The following is a 25,955-nucleotide window of genomic DNA, read 5'->3' on the forward strand; positions in this document are numbered from 1 at the left end:
TCGGCGACAAGGGCTACGTGTCCAAGCACCTCGACGCCTTCATGGCCGGGCACGGCCTGACCCTGCTGCGGCCGACCTACCGCAACCTCACCCCCGGCCCGGCGAACACCTGCTCAAGCCCATCCGCCAGCTCATCGAGTCGGTCAACGACACCCTCAAAGGCCAACTCGACCTCGAACGCCACGGAGCGAGGACCCCGGCCGGGGTCCTCACCCGCGTCGGACAACGCATCCTGGCCATGACGGCCGCCATCTGGCACAACCGCAACACGGGCCGAGCCATCCCCCGATCGCTGACCGCCTACGACCACTGACCAAGACTTCGGACTTACTCGTCTAGCGGCCCAGGCCGTCGATCGCGGTCGTGGCGGCGCGGGCGACGAGGGCGTCGCGGCGTTCCGCGTTCTGCTTGTCGCGGCTGGTCATGACGGCCATGACGACCGGGTTGCCGCCGTCCTCGGGCCAGAGGACGGCGATGTCGTTGCGGCCGCCGTAGCCGGCGGTGCCGCTCTTGTCGGCCACGGTCCAGCCGTCCGGGGCACCGGCCCGGACGAGCGTGCCGCCGGTCCGGTTCGTCTCCATCCAGGTGCGCAGGAGCGCGCGCTCGTCCCGCTTCAGGGCGTCGCCGAGCAGGAACGTCCGCAGGCTCGCGGCCATCGCCCGAGGTGTGCTCGTGTCGCGGAGGTCTCCGGGCCTGCCCTCGCTCAGGTCCGGCTCCGGCCGGTCCATCTCGGTGACGTCGTCGCCGAGTTCCTCCAGGACCCTCTCCAGCCCGTCGGGGCCGCCGAGTTCGTCGAGGAGCAGGTTGGCGGCCGTGTTGTCGCTGTACCAGAGGGTGGCGGCGCACAGGCCGCTCAGGCTCATCCCGGTCTCGACGAAGTCCTCCGTCACGGGCGAGTCCGCGACGATGTCGTCGCGTCCGTACGTGACGACCTTCTCCATGCCCTTCACGCCGTGCTTCCGCAGCACCGCGCCCGCCGCCAGGGCCTTGAACGTGGAGGCGTACGCGAACCGCCGGTCGGCCCCGTAGGCCACGGTGCGGCCCGTGCCGGTGTCGACGGCGTACACCCCGAGCCGCGCGTCGAACTCGCGCTCCAGCTTCCGGAACGCGGGAGCCGTGGCGCCGGTGGCCGCCGCCGGTGTCGCGGACCGCCCGGAACCCGCGGCCGGGCCGATCGCGGACCCCTTCTCCTGACCGCAGGCGGGCAGTGCCGTGAGCGCGAGCAAGCAGGCCGCCACACCGGCGGCGCGGCGGAGTCGGCGAGGCGGGAACGGCATGGAGCGAGCCATGGAACGAACCTCCGAGTCGTCGTCGAGGAGCAGACGCAGGGCTCGACTCCCGCAGGAGAAGCCCTCGTTGAGATCACTCTGGTCCGCGCTCCGCCGGGAGGTCCAAGACCGCGACGCTCGCCTCCATGCCGATTTGGCATAGTGGGGGCCGTGGATCTTGTAGCGGCGTGCCGGGCGTTCGTCCATGTGAGCGAGCACGGCAGTTTCACAGTGGGGGCGGCGGCGGCCCGTACGGCGCAGTCCGTGGTGAGCCGCCGGGTCGCCGCGCTGGAGGAGCGGCTGGGGGACCGGCTGCTGGAGCGCTCCTCGCGCGCGGTGGCGCTGACCCCGTTCGGCCGGGACATGCTTCCGCTGGCGCGGCGGCTCGTCGAACTCGCCGACCGGCTCGACCACGAGGCGGAGGCCGCACGGCGCGGACAGCTGCGGCTGGCCGTCCCCGCCGACTGCACCACCGCCGGCCTCGCCCGCCTCATCGCCGACGCCCACGACCAGGGAGCACGGCTCGACCCCCGTCCCGCCGGCCCGGCGGAGCGGGCCGACCTCGTCACGTCCCGGCAGGTCCGCGCGGCGCTGCTGGCGGTGGCCCCGGCGGGGGCGGACTGGACCGTGCGCCTGGGGCTGGCGGTCGGCGACGCCTCCGGCGGGCCCCTCTACCTCGACACCCTGCGTCCCGGCCGCGCCGACCGCGACCGGCGGGCCCGGCGGGTCCGGCTCTCGCCCGAGGACGACGTACCCCACATCAGGGACCGCCTCGCCCGGCTCGGCGACGCCGTCGGGCTGCTCCCGGCGCAGCTGGCCGTCGCCCCGTCCCTCGCCGCCGCGGCCGCGGACGTCCTGGGCCGGGGCGACGCACTGCTCTGCTCGCCCGCACAGGCCGGTGAACTCGGTCTGCGCTGGCGCCCCGTCGGCGAACTCGACGCCGGCTTCGCCCGCGGCTACTCGCTGGTCCTCGCCGACGCGGCGGACACCGCGGCCGCTCGGGTGCGTGAGACGTGCGCGCGGGGCATCGCCCGCTGCCTCGGCGCCAACGAGCACACCGGGGCCGTCGCGTGACCGCGGGCACCGAACGGCTCCTGGGCGAGTTGCGCCGGGCCCTGAGCGACGGCGGCCTGTACGGGTCGTTCCTGGTGCGTGACCTGGAGACGGGTGAGGAGATCGGGATCGACCCCGACGTCCCGTTCCCCGTCGCCTCCCTGGTGAAGGTCCCCCTCGCGCTGGCGACGCTGGAACGGATGCGGCGCGGGGAACTCGACGGCGCCGACGTCATCGAGGTACCGCCCGGCCGGGTCACCACCCCGGGGCCCACCGGACTGTGCCGGTTCCGGCACCCCGCCCGGATCGCCGTGGACGACCTGCTCTACCTCAGCACCAGCATGAGCGACAGCAACGCCGCCGACGCCCTCTTCGACCTCACCCCGCCGTCCCGGGTCGAGGCGTTCCTGGTGCGGTGGGGGCTCGGCGGCCTGTCCGTACGGCACACCATGCGGGAGCTGACGGAGACGCCGGTGGAGCGGTTCGACACGGCCGACGCGCACCTCGCGTACGCCCTCGCCATCGACTCCGGTACCCCCGGGCGCGGCCACCGGGTGCCGCAGCTCGACATCTCCCACGCCAACTCCGGTACCGCGCGGGCCTGCGTCGACCTCCTCCAAGCGGTGTGGCGGTCCCGGCAGCACCCGTCCGACGCCGAGGTCCCCGCGATCCACCCCGAGGTCGCGGCACGGGTACGCGGCCTCATGGCGGAGAACGTCGTACGCCACCGACTCGCCCCGGACTTCGCCACCGACGCCTCCTCCTGGTCGTCGAAGACCGGCACCCTGCTCAACCTGCGTCACGAGGCGGGAGTCGTCGAGCACGCCGACGGCCGGAGCTACGCCGTGGCCGCCCTCACCGAGTCCCGGGTGGCGGCCCGCATCCAGCCCGGCGCCGACGCGCTCATGGGCCAGGTCGCCCGCCGTCTGCGCGACGAACTCCGCGCCCGCTGGGCCCCGCACGGCTGAGCCGCCCCAGGGACCGTTGGGGGGCGTAACCGCGCGTATGACGGGGTGTCGGGCGTGGACACGGGGGTGGGTGAGCCGAGTTGGGCGCCCGTCCGTATGTCTCCAGGGATAGAGTCCTGGCGTTCGGTGATCACAAGTGCCGGACGTGGAGGATCAGTCGACCGGCCGGGTGCGGCCGAGGCGGGGGAACGCCGGTGGGTGGTACGGGAAGGCGGCGTGCCGGGGTCGTGGGCGGGGGAACGCGGCTCACGCGGCGGGGCAGGATCGTGGGCTGGGTCGCGGGGGTGTCCGCGGTGGCCGTGCTCGGCGTCGCGGGCGTCGGGGCCTGGGTGTACAAGGACCTCGACGACAACATCACCGCCGCCGACGTCGACAACAAACTCGGCGGCAACCGTCCCGTGAACCTCAGCCCCGGCTCGAAGAACATCATGGTCGTCGGTTCGGACAGCCGTGACGGGAAGAACGCCAAGTACGGCCGCGACCTGACCACCATGCAGTCGGACACGCTGATGGTGCTGCACATCCCCGCGAACCGGGAGTGGGCGACCGTGGTGTCGTTCCCCCGTGACTCGTGGGTCGAGATATCGGCCTGCGAGAAGGGCGACGGCGGCTCCTCCGGCGCACACCGGGCGAAGATCAACGAGGCGTTCGCGATCGGCGGTTCCACCGGCGAGGTCGCCGGGGCCGCCGCCTGCTCGATCAGGACGGTCGAGGCCAACACGGGGCTGCGCATCGACCACTTCATGTCCGTCGACTTCTCGGGCTTCAAGGGGATGGTCGACGCCCTGGAGGGCATAGAGGTCTGCCCCGAGCAGGCCATCCACGACGAGAACGCCCTCCTCGACATGGAACCCGGCTGCCAGACGGTCAAGGGCGAGAAGGCCCTCGGCTACGTACGCACCCGTTACGCCGTGGGCGACGGCTCCGACATCGGACGCATCGGGCGCCAGCAGGAGTTCATGGAGGCCCTCGCCGCCAAGGCGAAGTCCAAGCTGACCAGCCCCGGCGCGCTGTACGACTTCATGCAGTCCGCCACCAAGTCCCTGACCACGGACGAGGACCTCGCCGGCATCGACCCGCTCTACGACCTCGCCTCCGAGCTGAAGGGCATCCCCAGCGACCGGCTGACGTTCCTGACGGTCCCCAACTACCCGCGTGAGGCGGACGTCCCCACTGACCGCGCCAACGTGGTCTGGCAGTACCCGCAGGCGGCCGACCTGTTCACCTCCCTCGCCAAGGACCGGGAGGTCGACAAGAAGGAGCTGCAGACCCGGGCCAAGCAGGACCTGGTCTACGCCTCGAACGTGCGGGTGCGGGTCCTCAACGGCACCGGGGTCACGGGGCGCGCCGCCGCCGTCGCCGAGAAGCTGCGCGTGGCCGGCCTCACCGTCGTCGGCACCGGCAACGCCCCGGAGACCACCGCGAAGACGACGGTCGGCTACCCGCCGGACCTGGCGAAGCAGGCGAAGGTCCTCACCTCGCGCCTGCCCGACGCCCGGGCCGCCGAGGACGCGGGCGCCGCGCAGGGCGTGGTCACCCTCGTCGTCGGAACGGACCTCGACCCCGCCACCCTGCGGTGACCCGGGAAAGGGACGGTGAGCTGATCGTCCTGGTCCCCCTGCCGCGGGACGTCGCGGAGACCGTCCCGGCCCATTCCGTGCCCGACCTCCTCGCCGCCCTCGCACGCGACTTAGCCCGGGCCTCGGCCGGCCCTGTGCCGTCGGCCCCGCCGCCGCGCCGGTCCACGAGCCGGCCGACGCGCTCGACCTGGCCCGGCGGGTCAGCCGGGGCGGCCCCCCTGCGCCCGGGGTCCGGGCGGCTGCGGCCGTACACCGTGGCCGATGTGTTCACCGAAGTCGCCGTCGCGGACGTGCCGTTCGTCGACGAGTGGCTCCACTCGGTGGTGGCGCGCCTGGAGCCGTGCCCGACCTCCTCGTCACCCTCGACGCGTACTACCGCCACGAGATGCACCGCGGCGCCACGGCCGCGGCCCTCAACGTGCACACCCGCACCCTGGACTACCGCCTGCGCCGGGTACGCGAACTCACCGGCATCGACCCCGGCTCCACGCACGGTGTGCGCGTCCTCAGCTCGGTCGTCACCCGGCGGCTGTCCGGAGCGTGGGACGAACGCGGGACCGGGACGCGCAGCAAGGGCGCATGAGGCAGGGAGGAAGCGCGGACCCTCCCGAACAGGGCCCTCGTGGTCCCGCCGGCGCCGCCGATGAGGCACTCTGGGGCGGTGAGCAACTCCAGTGACTCCCTCTTCGTCAAGATCTGCGGTCTGAGCACCGAGCAGGACGTCGACACGGCCGTCGAGGCGGGCGCCGACGCCATCGGATTCGTCCTCACCGCCAGCCCGCGCAGGGTCGACGCGGCCACCGCCGCACGGCTCTCCCGCCGCATCCCGGAACACGTCCTCACCGTCGGTGTCTTCCGCGGGGAGACCCTGGACGACGTACGGTCCCTGGCCGCCGAGTCGGGCATCCGCGCCGTCCAATTGCACGGGTCGGAGGACCGGGGCTACTACGACGCCCTGGCGGCGGACGGCCACACGCTGATCCGCGCCGCCGCGTTCGGCGACTCCGTGCCCCGCTGCGGCGAGATGGGCGAGGACATGCTGCTGCTCGACGCGCCCGTACCGGGCTCCGGCACGGCCTGGGACTGGTCCCGGACGCCGACCGCCGCCGCCGGTGAGAAGTGGCTCCTCGCCGGCGGCCTGACCCCCGACAACGTCCGGGACGCCGTCGACACCGCCTGCCCGTGGGGCGTCGACGTGTCGAGCGGCGTGGAGCGGAGCCGGGGTGTCAAGGACCCCGCCCTGATCACCGCCTTCGTCAAGGCCGCCCGCGCCGGGAAGTGATCCCCCCGCGGGGGCCCTCTCCTCCTGGGACACCGGTGGCTCGTGAGTCTGTCGCGCCCACGGGAGCGAACCGGGCGTTTCGAGCGCTCCGCGCGTGCAACCCGATGGGCGTATGAGCGGATGGCCGCGCGGTGCCTCGGGGCGCGGTGCGGACGGGAGCCCACTTGGGAGGAAACATGGACCACTCGCGGGTACCCGTGCTGGAGGCGCTGGAGGAGTTCCGGCGGCGCGGCGACACGGTGTTCGGGCCGCCCGGACACAAACAGGGCCGCGGTGTGGACCCGCGGGTCGCGGAGATCGTCGGGCTCGACGTCTTCCGCTCCGACGTCCTCTCCCTCAACGGACTGGACGACCGCCGTCAGTCGCAGGGCGTCATCGGCCAGGCGCAGGAGCTGATGGCCGACGCCGTCGGCGCCGACCACGCCTTCTTCTCCACCTGCGGAAGCTCCCTGTCGGTCAAGACCGCCATGCTGTCCGTCGCCGGCCCCGGCGAGAAGATGCTGCTCTCCCGCAACGCGCACAAGTCCGTGATCGCGGCCGTCGTCGTCAACGGGGTCGAACCGATCTGGGTCCACCCCAAGTTCGACCGCGAACGCCACATCGCCCACCCCCCGGAGCCCGACGACGTACGCCGTCGCCTGGAGGAGCACCCGGACGCCAAGGGCATGCTGCTGATCACCCCCACCGACTGGGGAACCTGCGCCGACATCCGGGGCGTGGCCCGGGTGTGCCACGAGTACGACGTCCCGCTCATCGTCGACGAGGCGTGGGGCGCCCACCTGCCGTTCCATCCCGCGCTGCCCGCCTGGGGCATGGACGCCGAGGCCGACCTGGTCGTCACCAGCGTCCACAAGATGGGCGGCGCCGTGGAGCAGAGTTCCGTCTTCCACCTCCAGTACGACCGGGTCTCACCGGAGGCCCTCAAGCAGCGCGAGGACCTGCTGGGCACCACCAGCGCCTCGTCGCTGGTGTTCGCCACACTCGACGGCTGGCGCCGCCAGATGGTCGAGCAGGGGCACGGCCTGCTGGAGGCCGCCCTGCAGCGCGCCGAACGGATCCGGGCCGCCGCCGGCGACCTGCCGGGGCTGCGGCCGATGGGCCAGGAGATCGTCGACGAGGGGCTCGCCGCGGAGTTCGACCCGCTGAAGCTGGTCATCGACGTACGGGAGCTCGGCATCAGCGGGATGCAGGCCGCCGAGTGGCTGCGGACCCACCGCCACGTCGACGTCGGCGGGTCCGACACCTGCCGGATCAGCGCCTCGATCACCCACGCCGACGACGACGAGACCGAGAAGGTGCTGCTCGACTCCCTGCGGGCCCTCGTCGAGGGCGCCGAGTCCATCGAGAAGCAGCCGCCGGTCCATCTGCCCGAGCCGTCGGTGCTGGAGCTGGAGCAGGCGATGCTGCCGCGCGACGCGTTCTTCGCCGAGGTCGACCATGTGCCCGCCGAGCGGGCGGCGGGCCGTATCGCCGCCGAGATGATCAGCCCCTACCCGCCGGGCGTCCCCGTGGTGGCCCCCGGCGAGGTGATCACCGACGAGGTCCTCGACTATCTCCGCAGCGGCGTCGAGCACGGTGTCCTCATCCCGGACGCGACGGACCAGTCGGTCAAGACCCTGCGGGTCGTGGCCCGCCGTTGAGGCCCCGGGCGCGCCGGCCGGGCCACCCGACGCCTTGGCCGGGCCCCGGGCGCGCCGGCCGCACCCCGGGCCCGGTGCCCTTTGCCGGGGGGTGACCCCTTTGTCGTGTCCCTGCCTGTGAATCCGGCAACCCGTCGTTCTCCGGCGGGTTGGCCTGGGGTAAGGTCCCCACCGGTTCCGGCTACCGACTGAAGGTGCGCCGGTACGGGGAGTGTCGGAGGGGCGGCATGGCGGTGGAATCCCAGACGGGCGAGGGCGGGTCCGTGGACGCGGACGACAGGCGGTTGGAGGCGTTGGATCCCCAGCCGCTGCTGACCCGGGACTACGAGATGCGCCCCTCCCTGGTGTACGAGCGGCTGCGGCAGCGGCACGGCGCGGTCGCGCCGGTCGACCTGCTGGGTGTCCCCGCCTGGCTGGTCCTCGGCTACAAGGAAGCGCTGGAGGTCCTCCAGGACGACGACGGCTGGCCGAAGGGGCTGGAGAACTGGCGGGCCCGCTCCGAGGGCCGGGTACCCGCGGACTGGCCGCTCGGCCCCTCCCTGGAGGTCAACCACGTACTGATCCAGGGCGGCCCCGGCTACAAGCCGCTGCGGGCCGCGTGGGACACCGCCCTGCGGCCGTTCCAGGACCCGCGCCACGCCCAGGCCAAGCGGCTCAAGGCGGCCGTCACCGCCTGCGCCGACGACCTGATCACCCTGGTCGGCCAGGCCGGCGGCACGGGCCTGGCGGACCTGTCCGCCCAGTACTCGAGGCCGCTGCCGCTGATGGCGGCCAGCCACCTGCTCGGTTTCCCCGGCTCCCAGGGCGACGACGCGCTGATGGACATGTGGCGGGTACTCGACGCCGGCCCGGACGCCGAGCCCGCCCTGGAGCGGCTGCTGGCGGCCCTCGCCGACCTGGCGGCGCAGAAGATGAAGACCCCGGGTGACGACTTCCCCTCCCACCTCCTCGCCGCGCACCCCGACCTCTCGGTCGACGAACTGTCCCGCGAGCTGTTCATGCTGCTGGGCATGACCTCCGACCACGTCGGCATCCTCATCTCCAACACCGTGGTCGAGGTCCTCTCGGGCGAGGGCAGCATCCGCGCCAGCCTCTCCGCCGGCATGGTCAGGGAGACCATGAACCGGGTGGTCACGCGCAAGCCGCCGCTGGTGAACTTCGTGCCGCGCTTCGCCGCCGCCGACACCCGCCTCGGCAACTACCTCGTCCGCGCGGGCGACCCGGTCTGGGTCTCGTCCGCCGCCGCCCACGCCGACCCCGTCTTCGCCGGTCACGCCGCGTCGAACACCACGGTCAGCACCCGCGCGCACCTCTCCTGGGGCGCGGGCCCCCGCCAGTGCCCCGCCCGCGAGCTGGCCTCCACGGTCGCGGCGGTGGGGGTCGGCCGTCTCTTCGAGCGGTTCACCGATCTGGAACTCGCCCTGCCCGTCGACCAACTCCCCTGGCGTTCCTCGCCGTTCATGCGGGGCCTGCGCTCGCTGCCGGTCCGGTACACCCTGGCCCCGACGCCCGAGCCGTTCCCGGCCGACGCCGCGGGGACGGAGCCGGCGGGGGAGGCCGTGCCGGGTCCGGAGACGGCCGGACCGGTGGCGCGGGACCGTTCCGCCCGGCACCGTTCGTCGCTGTGGCGCTATCTGACGGGCCTGATCCGCACCGGCCGCTGACCCCGGTTCAACCTGCCCGCATCAGTCCTCGCCCGTCAGCAGCCGCCGCGGATTGGCGATGCGGAAGGCGTAGGCCGCCGCCCCGCCCAGGCCGAAGCCGGGGTGGAGCGGCGGCTCCGCGTAGGGGCGGTCCGAGCCCTGCACCACCGCGTCCACACCGAGGGCCCGCACGACCGAGTCCACGGCGGTGGGGCCGTACGACGACGTCTCCACGAACACTCCCGGGTCCGTCCCGGCGGGACCGGCGCCACCGCGGGCGGCGAAACGCTCGCCGTGCAGCGGCGCCAGCCCGGCCAGCAGGGCGAAGCAGACCCGCAGCCGGGGATGGCGGGGCCGGCCGAAGGCGCGGAAGGCGAACCAGGCGGCGTGCATCTGCCGTACGTACGGCACCATCGCGGGCCACCAGCCCGGCCCCTCGGCCCCGGCGTCGCCCGCCGGGCCGGGATGCACGAACAACGGCAGGCCCCGCTCCTCCAGCAGATCGAGCAGCGGGGCGCAGCGCGCGTAACCCGCCGCGTCGGCGAGGGCGTCCGCCGGGAGCTGGAGACCGACGAAGCCCGCGTCCAGGGCCTCGGCGGTCGCGGACGCGTCGACGTCCCGGACACACGCGGCGGCCCACGCCCCGAACGGCTCGGGGAGGGCGGCCGCGCCCTCGTGGTACGCGTCGAGCAGGGGCCGCGCCCGCTCCCCGGGCAGCCACTCGACGCCGAGCGGGGAGGACAGCGAGACGAGCGCCCGTCCCAGGCCGTCGGCGGCGGCGAGCTCGGCGCGCCGGGCGATGTCATGGGCGGCGGGCGCGACCTCGTAGGGCGGCTCGCCGTCCAGGAACAGGGTCCAGCCGTCCAGGAACGGCGGCTCCCGGCGGGATCGCAGGGCCGCCACCAGCGAGGGGGTCCACAGATGCTGGTGCACGTCGACGTTGGTCATGATGACTCCAGGAAAGCACGGCCGCCGACGGACGGCCGTGGCCTGCGAAGGGAATATAAGCTGCTGGATCCGCATGATCCGGACGCCCCCGGCCCGACATCGTGTGAACGTAACGTGCCGTTCATGAAAGTCCATTGACTGTCATTCAGTCACGGACAACTGTGCATGAGCATATGCAGTCGGGTGAGGGGCACTCTTGATCAGATTCGACGCGGTGAGCAAGAAGTATCCGAACGGCACGACAGCCGTGGACGAGGTGACGGTGGAGCTGGCCGAGGGCGCCATCACGATCCTGGTCGGTCCCTCCGGCTGCGGCAAGACCACTACCCTGCGGATGATCAACCGCATGGTGGAGCCCACGGCCGGCACGGTCAGCCTGCGCGGCCGGGACATCCGGGAGGTCGACGCGCCCGAGCTGCGCCGGGGCATCGGGTACGTGATCCAGCACGCGGGGCTGTTCCCGCACCGTACGGTCCTCGACAACATCGCGACCGTGCCGATGCTCCTCGGCTGGGGCAGGAAGAAGGCGCGGGCGCGGGCGGCGGAGCTGCTCGAACTGGTGGGGCTGCCCGCCGAGCTGGCCAAGCGCTACCCGAACCAGCTCTCCGGCGGGCAGCAGCAGCGCGTCGGGGTGGCCAGGGCGCTGGGCGCGGACCCGCCGGTGCTGCTGATGGACGAGCCGTTCAGCGCGGTCGACCCCATCGTGCGGGCCGAGCTCCAGGCGGAGTTCGTCCGGCTCCAGAAGGAACTGCACAAGACGATCGTGTTCGTCACCCATGACATCGACGAGGCGATCAGGCTCGGCGACCGCATAGCCGTGTTCCGCACCGGCGGCAGGCTCGCCCAGTTCGACACGCCCGAGCGGCTGCTCGCCGAACCGGCGGACGACTTCGTCGCCGGGTTCGTCGGCCAGGACCGGGGCATCCGCAGGCTGTCCTTCGTCCAGGCCGCCGGACTGCCGCTGCGGGCCGGACCGGTGCTGCCGGCCACCTCGGCCGTGGCGGCGGCCCGCGCCCTGGACGAGCCCTGGGTGCTCGTCGTCGACGACGCCCGCAGGCCCCTCGGCTGGGCCCGGGGCGCGGACCTGCCGCGGAGCGGCACCCTCGCGGACGCGGCCCTGGTGCCGCTCGGGCACACCTTCAGCCTGGCCGGGGACTCGGCGCGGGCCGCCCTCGACTCGGCGCTGCTGTCGCCGGCCCGGCTCGCGGTCGGCGTGGACGCCGAGGGCGCGGTCGTCGGCGTGGCCGACGCCCGGGAACTCACCGCCGGAGCGGTCGGCCCGGACCGGGAGGACCCGGCCGGGAGCCCGGTGGCCGCCGACAGCGCGGGCGGTGACCGATGAGCGACGGGGAACCGCTGGTCCGGTGGCAGTGGATAGCCGACCACACCGCCGAACTGGCCGACTACACCGCCCTCCACCTGAGACTCGGTCTGCTGCCGGTGCTGTTCGGGCTGATCGTCTCGGTCCCGCTGGGCATCCTCTGCCATCACTGGCGCCGCCTCTACACACCGGTGCTGACCGTGGCCAACGTGCTGTACTCGATCCCGTCGCTGGCACTGTTCATGATCTTCGTCCGCTACACGGGGCTCACCGAGCAGACGGTGATGATCCCGCTGACGCTGTACACCCTGTCGGTGCTGGTGCCCAATGTCGTGGACGGCCTGGCCTCGGTCCCCGAACCGGTCCGGCTCGCCGCGACCGCCATGGGGTTCGGCACCGTCCGCAGGGTCCTCCAGGTCGAACTGCCCATCGCGGTACCCGTCGTCATCGCCGGTGTGCGCGTCGCCGCGGTCTCCTCCATCAGCCTCGTCGCCGTGGGCCAGCTCATCGGACAGGGCGGCCTCGGCTACTACATCACCCGCGGCCTCCAGTTGGACTTCCCGACACCGATCGTCACCGCCATCGTGCTGATCATGCTGCTCGCGCTCGCCACCGACGCGCTGCTGGTCCTCGCGCAGCGGCTGCTCACCCCCTGGTCCCGGAGCAAGGTGACGACGGCATGAACGACTTCCTCAACCAGATACGGCTCGTGGGGGACTGGCTCACCGCGCCGGAGCAGTGGCACGGCGAGGACGGGATCCCCGCGCGACTCCTGGAACACCTCACCTACAGCGGCCTGTCCCTGCTGTTCGCCGCCCTGATCGGGCTGTCGGCCGGACTCCTCGTCGGGCACACCGGCCGCGGGGCGTTCGTCGTGGCGAGCGTCGCGAACCTCGCCCGCGCGATCCCCACCTTCGGTCTCGTCGTCCTCGTCGTCACGCTCGCCGGGCTCAGCACCACGCCGGTCCTGGTCGCCCTGGTCGCGCTCGCGGTGCCGCCGATCCTCATCAACACGTTCGAGGGCGTCCGGGGTGTGGACCCCCCGACCAGGGACGCCGCGCGCGGGGTCGGCATGACCGAGTGGGAGGTCCTGGTGAAGGTGGAGGTGCCGATGGCTCTGCCGCTGATCCTGCTCGGTCTCCGCGTGGCCGCGATCCAGGTCGTGGCCACCGCGACCGTCGCCGCCTACCCGGGCCTCGGCGGCCTCGGCCGCTTCATCGTCGACGGACTCGCCCGCAACGACTACGAGCTGGTCATCGGCGGCTCCGCGGTCGTGGTCGCCCTGGCCCTCGTCGTGCAGGCCCTCTTCACCGTACTGGCGCGGGCCGTCGTCTCGCCGGGGCTGCGGGTCTCGGCGCCCACGTCCTGAACTCCGTCGTTCGTCACGCCCTTCGGGCCATGAGAAAGGAACACCCATGCGAGGCATGTACCGAGGCGTCGCCTTCGGCCTGATCGCCGCCCTGTCCCTCACCGCCTGCGGCGGCGGGGGCGGCAGCGACGACAATCCGCTGACGGGCGACGGCGGTGGCGGCGGCTCCTCCCTGGTCGTCGGCTCGGCCAACTTCCCCGAGAACCAGCTGCTCGCCGAGATCTACGCCCAGGCCCTGGAGGACAAGGGCGTCAAGGTGACCCGCAAGTTCGACATCGGGGCCCGCGAGGTCTACTACGACCAGGTCGTCAAGGGCGGCATCGACGTCTTCCCGGAGTACAACGGCGCCCTGCTGTCGGTCGCGGTCGACAAGAACAGCACCGCGACCGGCACCGACGAGATCAACGCCGAACTGAAGGCCAAGCTCCCGAAGTCGGTGGAGATACTCGACTCCGCCGCGGCCGAGGACAAGGACTCGGTCACGGTGACCGCCGGGACGGCGAAGAAGTACGACCTGAAGACCCTCGCCGATCTCAAGCCCGTCGCGGGCCGGATGACCCTCGGGGCCGGTTCGGAGTTCAAGACCCGCACCCAGGGCGGGGTGGGCCTGAAGAAGGTCTACGGCGTGGAGTTCGGCAAGTTCCAGCCGCTCGACGCGGGCGCCCAGACCACCCTGGTGAAGCTGCTCAAGGACGACAAGGTGCAGGCCGCCAACCTGTACACCACCGACCCCGCCATCGTCGAGGACAAGCTCGTCGTCCTGGAGGACCCGAAGAACCTCTTCTCCTCGCAGAACGTGACACCGCTCGTCTACAGGAAGGCGGTCGACGACAAGGCCAGGCAGGCGCTCAACGCGGTGTCCGCGAAGCTCACCACCGAGGACCTGCTGCGGATGATGAAGAAGCTCGTCAACGACAAGGAGGACGCGAGCGCCGTCGCCGAGGAGTGGCTGACGAAGTCCGGCCTCACCGGCTGACGGCCCGGCGCCCCGCACCCCGCACGGGGGTGCGGGACCGCCGCGCCGGGCAGGTGCGCGGGGCCGTCATTCCGGGCTGCGCAGGGCGGACCAGGTGTCGTGGGCGACGACACCCGTCGCGTTCAGTCCCACGTCGCTCTGGAACGCCTGGACGGCGGCCTCCGTCCCGCTGTCGAAGTCGCCGTCCATGCTGACGCCGTATCCGCGTTCGCTGAGGATGCACTGCACCTGGAGCACGCGGTTGCCGCTGTTGCCGAGGCGGGTGCGGCCGTTGCCCGAGTAGTAGGTGCAGTCCGTGAGCCAGGACGGATCACCGGAGTCGGCCGGCGGGTCGCTCGGGGTCGGTTCCGGATCGCCGGGACCGTCGGTTCCGTCGTCCGGGGTGTCCGGATCGGCGTCGGCGGGCCGGTCGTCGTCGGCGGACGCGGAGGCGTCGGGACGTGTCGACGAGCCGTCGATGGCGGCGGTGTCGCCCTTGTCCTCGTCCTTCCCGGACACCTTCGAGAGCGAGGAGCCGCCGTCCGGGGCGGGCGCGCGCTTCGACTTCCCCGGAGCCGACGGGGAGGCGGCGTCGCCGGGCGCGCTCTTCCCGGTCGACCAGGTGCCCGCCTCCGGTGCGGCGGTGCCCGAGGAGTCCGCGCGGGTGAGGACGAAGACACCCGCGGCCACCGCGCAGAGCGCGACCCCTGCGCCGCCCACCGCCAGCGCCCGCTTCCGGCGCGTCCGGGTGGGCGCCGCCGGATCTAACGCGGCCCGGCCACCGGCGGAGGCCGGGGGAGCCTCGCGCGCCGGCTCGGCGGAGCCGGGCGCGGCGGGCCGGGGTTCCGCGTCGGCAGCCGGTGCCGGCTCCGCCGGGCCGTCGGCGGCCGGGAAGGCGGGGGCCTGCACGAGGGGCAGCCGGCACAGCGCCTCGTACGCCTGCTGCCGGACGAGGACCATGCCGCCCAGCGGCTCGGGCCAGTCGAAGGTCCCGGACGGCCCGGTGCGGGGCCCTGCCTTGCGGACCAGGTCCTGCGGCGTGGGCCGGCGCCCCGGCTCCTTGGCGAGACACGACCACAGCAGCGTGGCCAGCGGCTCGTCGGACTCCGCGAGCTCCCCGATCACCTTCGCGTTGGGCTCCTCGAAGGCGACGCGGTGCATCACGTCGACCCCGGTGCCGTCACCGAACGGGGCGGTGCCCGTCGCCGCGTAGACCAGGGTGCAGGCCAGGGAGAACACGTCCGAGGGGGTGCCGCACTCACCGGTGCGCAGATACTCCGGTGACATGTAGGCCGGGGTGCCCACCCGGTTGCCCGTCCCCGTAATGGCGCTCGCGTCGGCCGCCTTCGCGATGCCGAAGTCGATGAGGTACGCGCGCCGCTCGGAGACCAGGACGTTGGAGGGCTTCAGGTCCCGGTGCACGATCCCCGCGTCCGAGAGGTCGGCCAGGGCCTGCCCCAGCTCCGCCACGAGCCGCCAGACGGCGGCGGTGCGCAGCGGACCCTCCTCGTTCACGGCGTCCGCCAGATCGAGGCCCGGCAGGTACTCGGTGGCCATCCACAGCAGTTCGTCCTCGAACCCCGTGCCGCACAGCTTCGGCATGTGCGCGGTGCGGACCCGGCCGTGGACCGCGGCCTCGCGCTCGAACCGGCGCCGGAACCGGACGTCCTCCGCGTACTCCGGTCGGATCACCTTGACGGCGACGAGGGAGGGCCCGCCGTCCGCGGGGCGCCCCAGATAGACGCGCCCCATGCCTCCGCTGCCGAGCAGCCCCAGGGACACGTACGGACCGATACGGCCCGGGTCGCCGGGGCGCAGGGGCAGGGCGCCCGTCCTGCGCAGCGCCGGAGCCTCGTCTGCCGTCGAGCGCGGTGGCACCGGCCGCTGGTCTGACACAACACCCCCGAAGTCACTTTCCGCGTACGCCAGTTCGCTTACGGAAGTCGAGGCTAGCTCAGCCGGGCGCAATGTACGCGGTTTCTGTCACTTCCGTATCGCTCTCGTTCCCTGACCGACAGATCCGACCCCAAGGGTGGCGCGCGCGGGAGGCCGTACCCGCGTACGGCATACAAAACCAGCCACTCGCCCGCTGCGTGGTGGCACTGTGGGACAGGGTTCGAGGCAGTCCGCTGCCGACGGTTCGCTCCGATCCTCCGTATGCGTCCGAAAAATACTGGCACTCAGTGACACGACTCTCATGGCATGTGGGCTACATTGCCGCGACCATGGTGTTCCTCATCGCAGGCCGAAGGGATCAGGGATGCTCCGCAAGGTACTGGTCGCCAACCGTGGCGAGATCGCGATCCGCGCTTTCCGCGCCGGGTACGAAGTGGGCGCGCGGACAGTCGCCGTCTTCCCCCACGAGGACCGGAACTCACTGCACCGGCTCAAGGCCGACGAGGCATACGAGATCGGTGAGCCGGGCCATCCCGTGCGGGCTTACCTCTCCGTCGACGAGATCATGCGCGCGGCCCGCCAGGCCGGCGCCGACGCCGTCTACCCGGGATACGGCTTCCTGTCCGAGAACCCCGAACTCGCGCGGGCCTGCGAGGAGGCGGGCATCACGTTCGTCGGACCGAGCGCCCACATCCTGGAGCTGACGGGCAACAAGGCCCGCGCCGTCGCCGCCGCCCGCGCGGCCGGCGTACCGGTGCTGGGGTCCTCCGAGCCCTCCACCGACGTGGACGAACTGGTGCGCGCCGCCGACGAGATCGGCTTCCCGGTGTTCGTGAAGGCGGTCGCGGGCGGCGGCGGGCGCGGTATGCGCCGCGTCGAGGACCCGGCGGCGCTGCGCGAGTCCATCGAGGCGGCGTCCCGCGAGGCCGCGTCCGCGTTCGGCGACCCCACCGTCTTCCTGGAGAAGGCCGTCGTCGAGCCCCGCCACATCGAGGTGCAGATCCTCGCCGACGGCCACGGCAACGTCATCCACCTGTTCGAGCGCGACTGTTCGGTGCAGCGCCGCCACCAGAAGGTCATCGAACTGGCGCCCGCCCCGAACCTCGACCCGGAGCTGCGGGAACGCATCTGCGCCGACGCCGTACGGTTCGCCCGCGAGATCGGCTACCGCAACGCGGGCACCGTCGAGTTCCTCCTCGACCGCGACGGCAACCACGTCTTCATCGAGATGAACCCCCGTATCCAGGTCGAACACACGGTGACCGAGGAGGTCACCGACGTCGACCTCGTGCAGTCGCAGCTGCGCATCGCCGCCGGCGCGACCCTCGCCGACCTCGGCCTCTCCCAGGAGACGGTCACCCTGCGCGGCGCCGCCCTCCAGTGCCGTATCACCACCGAGGACCCGGCGAACGGCTTCCGCCCCGACACCGGCCGCATCAGCGCCTACCGCTCGCCCGGCGGCTCCGGCATCCGCCTCGACGGCGGTACGACCCACGCCGGCACGGAGATCAGCGCGCACTTCGACTCGATGCTGGTCAAGCTCACCTGCCGGGGCCGGGACTTCACCACCGCCGTCAACCGGGCCCGGCGCGCCGTCGCCGAGTTCCGCATCCGCGGCGTCGCCACGAACATCCCCTTCCTCCAGGCCGTCCTCGACGACCCGGACTTCCAGGCGGGCCGGGTCACCACGTCGTTCATCGAGCAGCGCCCGCACCTGCTCACCTCACGCCACTCCGCCGACCGGGGCACCAAGCTCCTCACCTATCTGGCCGACGTGACGGTGAACAAGCCGCACGGCGAACGGCCCGCCCTCATCGACCCGGCCGGCAAGATCCCCGCCGTGCCCGCCACACAGCCGCCCGCCGGCTCGAAGCAGAAGCTCGTCGAGCTGGGCCCGGAGGGCTTCGCGAGCTGGCTGCGCCAGTCGCCGACCATCGGCGTCACCGACACCACGTTCCGCGACGCCCACCAGTCGCTGCTCGCCACCCGCGTCCGCACCAAGGACATGCTCGCCGTCGCGCCCGTCGTGGCGCGGACCCTGCCGCAGCTGCTCTCCCTGGAGTGCTGGGGCGGCGCCACCTACGACGTCGCCCTCAGGTTCCTCGCCGAGGACCCCTGGGAGCGGCTGGCCGCCTTCCGCGAGGCCGTGCCGAACATCTGTCTCCAGATGCTGCTGCGCGGCCGCAACACCGTCGGCTACACCCCGTACCCGACGGAGGTGACCGACGCCTTCGTGGAGGAGGCCGCGCGTACCGGTATCGACATCTTCCGCATCTTCGACGCGCTCAACGACGTGAGCCAGATGCGGCCCGCCATCGACGCCGTACGCGCCACCGGGACGGCGGTCGCCGAGGTCGCCCTCTGCTACACCTCCGACCTGTCCGACCCGGCGGAGAAGCTCTACACCCTCGACTACTATCTGCGGCTCGCCGAGCAGATCGTCGAGGCCGGCGCCCATGTCCTCGCCGTCAAGGACATGGCGGGCCTGCTGCGCGCCCCGGCCGCCACCAAGCTGGTGTCCGCGCTGCGCCGCGAGTTCGACCTGCCGGTCCACATCCACACCCACGACACCGCCGGCGGCCAGCTCGCCACCTACCTCGCCGCGATCCAGGCCGGCGCCGACGCCGTCGACGGAGCCGTGGCGTCCATGGCCGGCACGACCTCGCAGCCCTCCCTGTCGGCGATCGTCGCCGCCACCGACCACTCCGACCGGCCCACCGGCCTCGACCTCAGGGCCGTCGGCGACCTGGAGCCCTACTGGGAGAGCGTCCGCAAGATCTACGCCCCCTTCGAGGCGGGCCTCGCCTCGCCGACCGGCCGCGTCTACGACCACGAGATCCCCGGCGGCCAGCTGTCCAACCTGCGCACCCAGGCCGTGGCGCTCGGCCTCGGCGACCGCTTCGAGGACATCGAGGCGATGTACACCGCCGCCGACCGCATCCTCGGCCACCTCGTGAAGGTCACCCCCTCGTCCAAGGTGGTGGGCGACCTCGCCCTGCACCTGGTCGGTGCCGGGGTGGCACCGGCCGACTTCGAGGCCACCCCCGACCGGTTCGACATCCCCGACTCCGTCATCGGCTTCCTGCGCGGTGAACTCGGCACCCCGCCCGGCGGCTGGCCCGAGCCGTTCCGCACCAAGGCCCTCCAGGGCCGCGGCGAGGCCAAGCCCGTGCGGGAGCTGACCGCCGAGGACCGCGAGGGCTTGGAGAAGGACCGGCGCGCCACCCTCAACCGGCTGCTGTTCCCCGCCCCCACCCGCGAGTTCGAGACGCACCGGCAGACGTACGGCGACACCAGCGTCCTCGACAGCAAGGACTTCTTCTACGGGCTCGGCCCCGGCAAGGAGTACGCCGTCGACCTGGAACCCGGTGTGCGGCTCCTGATCGGCCTGGAGGCCGTGGGCGAGGCCGACGAGCGCGGTATGCGCACCGTGATGGCCACCCTCAACGGCCAACTGCGGCCCATCCAGGTGCGCGATGTCGCCGCCTCCTCCGACATCCCCGCCACCGAGAAGGCCGACCGCTCCGACCCCGGCCACGTCGCCGCCCCGTTCGCCGGAGTGGTGACCCTCGCGGTCGCCGAGGGCGACGAGGTGGAGTCCGGTGCCACCGTCGCCACCATCGAGGCGATGAAGATGGAGGCCGCGATCACCGCCCCGAAGGCCGGACGGGTGTCCCGGCTCGCCATCAACCGGATCCAGCAGGTGGAGGGCGGAGACCTCCTCGTGGAGATCCGCTGAGCCGGTACGGCGAGGGGGTCGGTCTCAGGCCCGGGGGAAGAACTCCAGCACCGCCGTGCCGTTCCCCAGGGACCGCACGCGGAAGCCGAGGCCGTGGAGACCGCCGGTGGCCCCCTCGCCGAGGGAACTGCTGAGGGACGTGCCGGCACCGGAGGACCGCAGGACGACCGCGTCCTTCGTGATCCCGGTGATCCTGAGGCGGCTGACACCCGGCCGCGGGTCGACCCTGAGGGTGGTGGGCCCGGTGACGGTGACGCTCCCCCAAGCTCTTCGAGCAGGGGGTACCCCCACTCGCTGCACCGGGCGAAAGCCCGAGTACGTCCGGTACGAGGGCTTCCGCCCGGCACGGCGGGAGCACGCGCCAGACGCCGCGGGGCCCGCCCTCCGGGCGGATGACGGGACTTCGCGGACACGACCTAGCCGATCTCGACCACCCGCGCCCAGTCCGGCGGTGAGTCCGGCACGTAGTCGGGGTCGTCCTCGTCCCAGGAGGCGCCCACGCCGTGCCGGGGGAACAGGCCCACCACCGTCCGGCACGGCGGCCGGTCCGAGGGCCACGGCGTCTGCCCGTCGGTGAGGACCACCACGACATCGGGCCGGGGCCGCGACCGCAGCGCCCGGGCGAAGCCGCTCCGCAGGTCCGTACCCCCGCCGCCCACCAGGGGGATGCCCTCCGCCCGGCACAGCGGATGGGCGATGCGGGCCGCCGCGTCACAGGGCACCACCGTGACCAGGTCGCGCCTCCCGCCCACGGCACGGGAGATCGCGGCCACCTCCAGCAGCGCGCTGCCCAGTTCGGCGTCGCTGACCGATCCGGAGGTGTCGATGACCACCGAGACACGGGGCGGGGTCCGCCGCAGACTGGGGAGCACCGCCCCCGGCACCCCGGCCGACCGCCGGGCCGGCCGTCCGTACGTGTAGTCGTCGCCCCCGCCCGCACCCGAGGCCGCCGCCCGGACCGCCGCGCCCAGCAACTCCCGCCACGGCTGCGGCGGATGGAACGCCTCCTCCGCCCAGCGCCGCCATCCCTCCGGGGCGTTCCCCGGGCGCCCCTTGATGCCCTGCGCCACCCGGAACCGGACCCCGTCCTTCTCCTGCTCGCTCAGTCCGTGCGCCCCGTCCGGCCCGAGATCCCACTCCCGTTCCAGGCCGTCGGCGCCGCTGCCGCAGTCCAGCCACGCCAGGTCGGTCATCATCGGCCCGAGCCGGAACAGCCGCAGGTACTCCTCCATGAGCAGCCCCTCCCGCAGCCGCAGCGTCGCCGGCTCGACGGCGCCCTCCGGTTTGACCAGCCCGTCGCCGAACGCGTCGTCGTTGATCTCGCAGTCCGCGGCGATGTTGATCCGCAGCCGGTCCCCGGGGCCGGTCAGTCCCAGCTCCTTGGCGATCCGGTCACCGCGCCCGTGATGGTCGCGCAGCAGATGCGACACCTCGTGCACCCAGACGCCCGCCAGTTCCTCCACCGGTGTGCGGTCCACGAATCCCGGGGAGACATAGCACCGCCAGTGCGGGTCGACGGCCATGGTGGGCACCCGCCGGGACACCACGGGATGCAGCGCGAACAGCGCCGTCGCCAGATAGGGCCGCGCCCTGGCCGCCTGGAGCCTGGCGGTGAAGAGCTTGTCGCGGTCCAGCGCCGCTTCGAGGCGCGCCCTCGCCGTGCCTGCGCTCATCGGCGTGCCGGCGCTCATCGGCGGGCCTTCGTCGCCGCCGCGGCCCGGGTCGCCGCCTCGTCCGCCCGCCGGGACAGCGTGACCACTCCGGCGAGCTGCTCGATCGCCGCCGGAACATCCCAGTCCGCCCGGCGCAGCGAGGCGAGCGTCGTCGCCGGGACGACCACCAGATCCGGGGCGCCCGTCTCCAGCGCCCGGACCAGCAGTGCCCACGCCGCGTCCCAGCGGGGCTTCTCCGGGCGCGACCGCACGGCCGCCACGACCCCGTCGAGGACCGCCTGGCGCAGATCCCCCCGGTCCGGCAGCACCGCACCGGCCGGGTCCGCCAGCAGCTCCTCGGGATCCGGCAGGTCCAGCCGGTCCAGGCTCGCCAGCAGCTCCAGCCCCGGACCGTCGCCCACCGTTCCCCTGACCAGCAGCGACAGCACATCGCGGGAGACGCCGGAAGCGGTGGCGAAGGCGATCAGCCGCAGGGTCATCTCCCAGCTCCGCGGCGACGGCCAGGCCCCGCCCCGCCGGCTCTCGCTGTTGGGCAGTTGGTGCACCAGCCGGGGGCGGGCGGCGAGCAGCCCGCACACCGCGCGCCGGGCCCGGTCCACGGCCTCCGGGAGCCGCTCCGGGTCGAGCCGGGGCAGGGTCGCACGGGGCCAGGTCCCGCCGAGGCCCCGCACGACGACCTCGTGGTCATGGGTCCACTGGAGGTGCACGAACCGGTTGGCGAGCGGCGGGCTCAGCTCCCAGCCGTCGGCCGCCGAGGACCGGGGGTTGGCGGCGGCCACGATCCGCACCTCGGGCGGCAGTTGGAGCGCGCCGATCCGTCGCTCCAGCACCAGCCGCAGCAGGGCGGCCTGCACGGCCGGCGGCGCGGTCGACAACTCGTCCAGGAACAGCAGGCCCCGCCCGGCCCGCACCAGGCGCACCGCCCAGTCCGGCGGCGCCATCGGCACACCCTGCTCGGCGGGGTCGTCACCCACGATGGGCAGGCCGGAGAAGTCGGACGGCTCGTGCACGCTCGCGATCACCGTCGTCAACGGCAGGTCCAGCGCCGCGGCGAGCTGGGTCAGCGCCGCGGTCTTCCCGATCCCCGGTTCACCCCACAGCAGTACCGGCAGATCGGCGGCGACGGCCAGGGTCAGCGCCTCCAGTTGGGTGTCGGGCCGGGGTTCGGTGGTGGTGTCGCGCAACAGGGTCAGCAGGGCGTCGGCGACGTCGAGTTGGGAGGCGAAGGACTCCTCCACCGGGGCGGAAACAGGGGCAAAGGGTGCGTAAGTCGTCATGTTCGATCACCTGTGGGTGTGTGGTGGGACGGGCCGGGGCCCGAGGGAAGGGGATGCGGAGAGGTCAGTAGAAGAGCGCGTCGCGTGACCGGCGGGTACGGGGTGGGCGACGCCGGCCGGCCGGACGGATGCGTCGCGGGCTGGGCCCGATCAGCCCCGACCGGTACAGCCCGTAGGTGATCCGCCGCCGGGCTGCCGCCTCCAGCTCGTCCCGCAGCGGGCCGTCGCGCAGGACCGCGTCGGGGCCGAGCAGACCCTCGACGACGGCCAGCGCGCCGGCGGTGTCCCCGTGGTCCAGCCGTTCGCGGACGCCGGACAGACAGTCCGGGCGGCGGTGCGCCCGGTCGATCGCCTGGAGGCAGGGCAGGGGAGTGCCGGTCAGCGCGAAGAGCAGCTCTTCCCGCCGGATCTCGTCCGGATGGTGGTCCAGCGGCGCGAGCACGCCGTCGATCAGCCCGATGCGGTGCGGTTCGCCCCGGCACTCCACGACCCGTGACTCCCCGGCGCGGTCCGGCACCCAGGACGGCCGCGCGGGCACACGGCCGGGCACCAGCGCCGAGGCGACCAGGGGATGCAGCCGGTCCGCGTCGATCGCCCCGGCACGCAGCAACTCGAGGTCGGGCGCCACCCAGGTCGCCGCGTCGGGCAGCACCGGGAGCGGAACGGCGGCCACGTCCCCGTCGGACGCCGCCTCGATCCGCAGCCCGGCCGGCCCGGCCGCCCGCACGGCGTCGTCCGGGCCGTCGTCGAGGTGCAGGAGCAGTCGGCGTCGAGCCCCGAGCCGTACGAGGACGGGCCCGCCCGAACGCCCCTCGGCGCGCAGCAGGATCCGCGCCTCGTCCGCCCATCGGCCCACGGCACAGCCGTACTCCGGCGGTACGACCCCCGACACCTCGTCGTCCGCCAGGGCCGGCCCGTCGGCGGCCTCCTGGCCGGCCCCGGAACGGAGGCGCAGCTCAGGGGCGCTGCGGGCGTCCCAGAGGTGCCGGTGCAGGTCGAGCCGGTAGCGGCGGCTGGGCCGGGGGTGCGGATGACGGTACGTGTCCGGCGCGGTACGGGACCCGGCGGCCCCGTCCCACAGCGTGAGCCCGATCCGCTGACCGGCGTCCGCCCAGGCGGGCGGGGTCCGCACCACGAGGTGCACCGGGTACGGGCCCGCGCGCCCCTCGGCGCCGTACCGGGCCAGCGTGATGGTCAGCCCCGGCCGCAGCAGCCCGTCGGGGGCGATCCTCGGCAGGTGCCAGCGCAGCAGGTCCGGAGCGAGATGCCGCAGATCGTCCCGCAGCCGGGCGGCCACGTCCTGGCCGTGACGCCGGGCGACGGTACGCGGCTGGAAGTCGACGTCGACGCCCGCGGCGGCGCAGGCCCCCGCCCAGTCGCCCACCTCCCGGCGGACGGTGGCGGTCTCGATCATCGACGGCGGCACGGCGAACCGGCGCACGCGCGACCAGAGGGAGAGTCGGGAATCCCCGTTCGCGATATGAGTGAGCATCAGCACTCACCTTGCGCGGACGGGACCCCCATTCTGTGAACGGAGTGAGTGGTCATCGCGGCGAGCATAGCCCTCACCGTCCGCACGCCGGTACAGGTTTTCGAAGCCCCCGTCCGCGTGCGAGGCGTTTCCGCTCAGGGGGCACGGGCCGGGCGGGCGGGGCGGGCGTTCGAGTGGTGAGGGGCAGGGCGCGGGCGTACGGTCGAACAACGGACGCATGAGTGGACCCGACCGTCCACCGACCAGTGCCGAGCGATACGCTATGAGCAGCGACCCCCAGTCGACCTCCCCAGTAGAGACCACCACCCGGGAACCAGGTGGTGGCGGGAGCGCGATGGCGCTGCTGGTGATCGCCTCCTGCCAGCTGATGGTCGTCCTCGACATCACGATCGTGAACATCGCGCTGCCGGACATCCAGCGCTCCCTGGACTTCTCCACCACCAGCCTGGCCTGGGTGGTGAACGCCTACACGCTGACCTTCGGCGGTCTGCTGCTGCTCGGCGGCAGGGCCGGTGACATCCTCGGCCGGCGCCGGGTGTTCGTCTTCGGCGTCCTCCTCTTCGTCCTGGCCTCCCTCCTGGGGGGCCTCGCCCAGAACGCCGGTCAACTCCTCGCCGCCCGGGCCCTCCAGGGTGTCGGCGGCGCCATCGCGTCTCCGACGTCCCTCGCTCTGATCAGCACGACCTTCCGCGAAGGGCCGGAACGCAACCGGGCGTTCGGCGTGTTCGCCGCGGTCTCGGCGGGCGGCGGCGCGATCGGGCTGCTGGCGGGCGGGGTCCTCGTGGAGTGGCTCAACTGGCGGTGGGTGCTGTTCGTCAACGTGCCGATCGGCCTGCTCATCGTGCTCGCCACCCCCCGCTGGATCCGGGAGTCCGAACGGCACCCCGGCCACTTCGACATCACCGGCGCGCTGACCTCCACCGCGGGCATGGTGCTGCTGGTGTACGGGTTCATCCGCGCGGCCCAGGAGGGCTGGCGGGACGCCCTGACGCTGGCGTCGTTCGCCGGGGCCGTCGTGCTGCTCCTGCTGTTCGTCCTGGTGGAGAAGCGTTCCCGGCAGCCGATCACCCCGCTGCACATGTTCGCCGACCGCAACCGGGCGGGCACGTACGGCATCATGCTCTGCCTCGCCGCCGCCATCTTCGGCATGTTCTTCTTCCTGACGCTCTTCGTGCAGAACGTGCTGGACTTCAGCCCACTGGCCACCGGGTTCGCGTTCCTGCCGGTCAGCACGGTGATCGCGATCGGCGCCGGGCTGGCTTCCCGGTTCCTGCCCGTGTACGGGCCCAAACCGTTCATGGTGCTGGGCGCCATCCTCGCGGCGGCCGGCCTGGGCTGGCTGACCCTGACCGACGTGCACTCCACGTACGCGGGCAGCGTCCTCGGCCCGATGCTCGTGTTCAGCCTCGGCATGGGCATGGAGTTCGTCTCCCTGACCCTGATGGCGCTCTCCGACGTCGCCACCCAGGAGACCGGCGCGGCTTCCGGCCTCCTCAACGCGACCCAGCAGGTCGGCGGTTCGCTGGGCCTGTCCATCCTCGTCACGATGTACGGCACCGCCAGCACCAACGAGGCGGAGGAACAGATCCCCCGCTTCCTCTCCCAGGCGACCCCCCTCGAACGCCTCCAGTTCGAACGCACCGGGCAACTCCCGCCGCCCTACGGCGACGAGGTCCTCACCGCCGGCGTCTCGGCCGCCTTCGTCATGGCCGCGATCTTCACCGTGATCGCCGCGCTCATCGCCGTCCTCGCCATCCAGGTCCGCCCCTCCGACCTCGAACGACTGAAGGGCGACGGGGTGGGGCCGGGAGCCGGTGCCTGAACCGCCGGAAAGGCGCGGAGACGCCCCGC

Annotated in this window: 19 protein-coding genes and 2 pseudogenes; 14 read left to right on the forward strand and 7 right to left on the reverse strand. The window is 73.0% G+C overall.

Annotated features, from left to right (window positions below):
- Window positions 1-313: pseudogene (locus ACZ4Z2_RS15075) on the forward strand (IS982 family transposase); the annotation flags it as partial.
- A 22-nt stretch (window positions 314-335) separates the two neighbouring features.
- On the opposite strand, the gene bla reads toward ACZ4Z2_RS15075, so the two are convergent.
- Window positions 336-1,277: a class A beta-lactamase gene (bla, locus tag ACZ4Z2_RS15080; RefSeq protein ID WP_468076382.1), complete on the reverse strand. Its 942-nt coding sequence runs from the start codon at window positions 1,275-1,277 to the stop codon at window positions 336-338.
- A 162-nt stretch (window positions 1,278-1,439) separates the two neighbouring features.
- Between bla and ACZ4Z2_RS15085 the strand changes: the two genes are divergently transcribed.
- The 7 genes and pseudogenes from ACZ4Z2_RS15085 to ACZ4Z2_RS15115 all read left to right on the forward strand — a co-directional run bounded on the left by ACZ4Z2_RS15085 (window position 1,440) and on the right by ACZ4Z2_RS15115 (window position 9,455).
- A complete protein-coding gene (locus ACZ4Z2_RS15085; protein ID WP_468075991.1) occupies window positions 1,440-2,342 on the forward strand; it encodes a LysR family transcriptional regulator in 903 nt (300 codons plus the stop codon).
- Window positions 2,339-3,289, forward strand: coding sequence for a serine hydrolase (locus tag ACZ4Z2_RS15090; protein WP_468075993.1), 951 nt, complete (start codon window positions 2,339-2,341; stop codon window positions 3,287-3,289). The genes ACZ4Z2_RS15085 and ACZ4Z2_RS15090 overlap by 4 nt, the downstream gene beginning before the upstream one ends.
- Before the next feature lie 194 nt (window positions 3,290-3,483).
- Window positions 3,484-4,869, forward strand: a complete 1,386-nt coding sequence (locus tag ACZ4Z2_RS15095) for an LCP family protein (RefSeq protein ID WP_468075995.1) — start codon at window positions 3,484-3,486, stop codon at window positions 4,867-4,869.
- Window positions 4,870-4,883: 14 nt separating this feature from the next.
- A pseudogene (locus tag ACZ4Z2_RS15100) lies at window positions 4,884-5,452 on the forward strand (PucR family transcriptional regulator); the annotation flags it as partial.
- 60 nt (window positions 5,453-5,512) lie between these two features.
- Window positions 5,513-6,151, forward strand: a complete 639-nt coding sequence (locus tag ACZ4Z2_RS15105) for a phosphoribosylanthranilate isomerase (RefSeq protein WP_468075997.1) — start codon at window positions 5,513-5,515, stop codon at window positions 6,149-6,151.
- Between the two features lie 176 nt (window positions 6,152-6,327).
- Window positions 6,328-7,791 (forward strand): aminotransferase class I/II-fold pyridoxal phosphate-dependent enzyme, encoded by a 1,464-nt coding sequence (locus tag ACZ4Z2_RS15110; protein WP_468075998.1) that lies wholly within the window; start codon window positions 6,328-6,330, stop codon window positions 7,789-7,791.
- Between the two features lie 227 nt (window positions 7,792-8,018).
- Window positions 8,019-9,455, forward strand: coding sequence for a cytochrome P450 (locus ACZ4Z2_RS15115; protein ID WP_468076000.1), 1,437 nt, complete (start codon window positions 8,019-8,021; stop codon window positions 9,453-9,455).
- 21 nt (window positions 9,456-9,476) lie between these two features.
- Here the strand turns inward: ACZ4Z2_RS15115 and ACZ4Z2_RS15120 are convergent, their stop codons facing one another.
- Entirely contained in the window at window positions 9,477-10,382 is a 906-nt protein-coding gene (locus ACZ4Z2_RS15120) for an amidohydrolase family protein (protein ID WP_468076002.1), read from the reverse strand.
- A gap of 196 nt (window positions 10,383-10,578) precedes the next feature.
- Here ACZ4Z2_RS15120 and ACZ4Z2_RS15125 point away from each other — a divergent pair, with 196 nt between their 5' ends.
- Genes ACZ4Z2_RS15125 through ACZ4Z2_RS15140 form a run of 4 tightly spaced genes read left to right on the forward strand, consistent with a single transcriptional unit; the run spans window position 10,579 to window position 14,048 of the window.
- Window positions 10,579-11,724 carry an ABC transporter ATP-binding protein gene (locus ACZ4Z2_RS15125; RefSeq protein WP_468076004.1) on the forward strand — a complete coding sequence of 382 codons (1,146 nt, stop codon included), beginning with the start codon at window positions 10,579-10,581 and terminating at the stop codon, window positions 11,722-11,724.
- Window positions 11,721-12,386: an ABC transporter permease gene (locus tag ACZ4Z2_RS15130; RefSeq protein WP_468076006.1), complete on the forward strand. Its 666-nt coding sequence runs from the start codon at window positions 11,721-11,723 to the stop codon at window positions 12,384-12,386. Before ACZ4Z2_RS15125 ends, ACZ4Z2_RS15130 begins: the two co-directional genes overlap by 4 nt.
- Window positions 12,383-13,072, forward strand: coding sequence for an ABC transporter permease (locus ACZ4Z2_RS15135; protein ID WP_468076008.1), 690 nt, complete (start codon window positions 12,383-12,385; stop codon window positions 13,070-13,072). Before ACZ4Z2_RS15130 ends, ACZ4Z2_RS15135 begins: the two co-directional genes overlap by 4 nt.
- 55 nt (window positions 13,073-13,127) lie before the next feature.
- Window positions 13,128-14,048 carry an ABC transporter substrate-binding protein gene (locus ACZ4Z2_RS15140; RefSeq protein WP_468076384.1) on the forward strand — a complete coding sequence of 307 codons (921 nt, stop codon included), beginning with the start codon at window positions 13,128-13,130 and terminating at the stop codon, window positions 14,046-14,048.
- 66 nt (window positions 14,049-14,114) lie between these two features.
- Here the strand turns inward: ACZ4Z2_RS15140 and ACZ4Z2_RS15145 are convergent, their stop codons facing one another.
- On the reverse strand, window positions 14,115-15,905 hold the full coding sequence (locus ACZ4Z2_RS15145; protein ID WP_468076010.1) for a protein kinase domain-containing protein: 1,791 nt from the start codon (window positions 15,903-15,905) through the stop codon (window positions 14,115-14,117).
- A 382-nt stretch (window positions 15,906-16,287) separates the two neighbouring features.
- Here ACZ4Z2_RS15145 and ACZ4Z2_RS15150 point away from each other — a divergent pair, with 382 nt between their 5' ends.
- Entirely contained in the window at window positions 16,288-19,662 is a 3,375-nt protein-coding gene (locus tag ACZ4Z2_RS15150) for a pyruvate carboxylase (RefSeq protein WP_468076012.1), read from the forward strand.
- A 24-nt stretch (window positions 19,663-19,686) separates the two neighbouring features.
- Here ACZ4Z2_RS15150 and ACZ4Z2_RS15155 read toward each other — a convergent pair whose 3' ends face one another.
- The 4 genes from ACZ4Z2_RS15155 to ACZ4Z2_RS15170 form a co-directional block, all read right to left on the reverse strand.
- A complete protein-coding gene (locus ACZ4Z2_RS15155) occupies window positions 19,687-19,953 on the reverse strand; it encodes a hypothetical protein (protein WP_468076014.1) in 267 nt (88 codons plus the stop codon).
- 125 nt (window positions 19,954-20,078) lie between these two features.
- The gene (locus tag ACZ4Z2_RS15160; RefSeq protein ID WP_468076016.1) at window positions 20,079-21,353 is read right to left on the reverse strand and encodes a vWA domain-containing protein; all 1,275 of its coding nucleotides are present in this window, start codon (window positions 21,351-21,353) and stop codon (window positions 20,079-20,081) included.
- Window positions 21,350-22,612: an AAA family ATPase gene (locus ACZ4Z2_RS15165; RefSeq protein ID WP_468076018.1), complete on the reverse strand. Its 1,263-nt coding sequence runs from the start codon at window positions 22,610-22,612 to the stop codon at window positions 21,350-21,352. The genes ACZ4Z2_RS15160 and ACZ4Z2_RS15165 overlap by 4 nt, the downstream gene beginning before the upstream one ends.
- A gap of 64 nt (window positions 22,613-22,676) precedes the next feature.
- Entirely contained in the window at window positions 22,677-24,104 is a 1,428-nt protein-coding gene (locus ACZ4Z2_RS15170; RefSeq protein WP_468076020.1) for a hypothetical protein, read from the reverse strand.
- Between the two features lie 334 nt (window positions 24,105-24,438).
- Between ACZ4Z2_RS15170 and ACZ4Z2_RS15175 the strand changes: the two genes are divergently transcribed.
- Window positions 24,439-25,926 (forward strand): MFS transporter, encoded by a 1,488-nt coding sequence (locus ACZ4Z2_RS15175; protein WP_468076386.1) that lies wholly within the window; start codon window positions 24,439-24,441, stop codon window positions 25,924-25,926.
- Window positions 25,927-25,955: the final 29 nt, after the last annotated feature.

The sequence above is a fragment of the Streptomyces sp. NPDC030183 genome, from assembly GCF_055573455.1.

Excerpts from the sequence above, each read along its gene's own strand:
- ACZ4Z2_RS15175 (WP_468076386.1), top strand. The coding sequence starts at position 24,439 with ATGGCGCTGCTGGTGATCGCCTCCTGCCAGCTGATGGTCGTCCTCGAC.
- ACZ4Z2_RS15130 (WP_468076006.1), top strand. The coding sequence starts at position 11,721 with ATGAGCGACGGGGAACCGCTGGTCCGGTGGCAGTGGATAGCCGACCAC.
- ACZ4Z2_RS15115 (WP_468076000.1), top strand. The coding sequence starts at position 8,019 with ATGGCGGTGGAATCCCAGACGGGCGAGGGCGGGTCCGTGGACGCGGAC.
- ACZ4Z2_RS15165 (WP_468076018.1), bottom strand. The coding sequence starts at position 22,612 with ATGACGACTTACGCACCCTTTGCCCCTGTTTCCGCCCCGGTGGAGGAG.
- ACZ4Z2_RS15110 (WP_468075998.1), top strand. The coding sequence starts at position 6,328 with ATGGACCACTCGCGGGTACCCGTGCTGGAGGCGCTGGAGGAGTTCCGG.
- ACZ4Z2_RS15105 (WP_468075997.1), top strand. The coding sequence starts at position 5,513 with ATGAGGCACTCTGGGGCGGTGAGCAACTCCAGTGACTCCCTCTTCGTC.
- ACZ4Z2_RS15170 (WP_468076020.1), bottom strand. The coding sequence starts at position 24,104 with ATGCTCACTCATATCGCGAACGGGGATTCCCGACTCTCCCTCTGGTCG.
- ACZ4Z2_RS15120 (WP_468076002.1), bottom strand. The coding sequence starts at position 10,382 with ATGACCAACGTCGACGTGCACCAGCATCTGTGGACCCCCTCGCTGGTG.
- ACZ4Z2_RS15160 (WP_468076016.1), bottom strand. The coding sequence starts at position 21,353 with ATGAGCGCCGGCACGCCGATGAGCGCAGGCACGGCGAGGGCGCGCCTC.
- ACZ4Z2_RS15150 (WP_468076012.1), top strand. The coding sequence starts at position 16,288 with ATGCTCCGCAAGGTACTGGTCGCCAACCGTGGCGAGATCGCGATCCGC.
- bla (WP_468076382.1), bottom strand. The coding sequence starts at position 1,277 with ATGCCGTTCCCGCCTCGCCGACTCCGCCGCGCCGCCGGTGTGGCGGCC.
- ACZ4Z2_RS15140 (WP_468076384.1), top strand. The coding sequence starts at position 13,128 with ATGTACCGAGGCGTCGCCTTCGGCCTGATCGCCGCCCTGTCCCTCACC.
- ACZ4Z2_RS15135 (WP_468076008.1), top strand. The coding sequence starts at position 12,383 with ATGAACGACTTCCTCAACCAGATACGGCTCGTGGGGGACTGGCTCACC.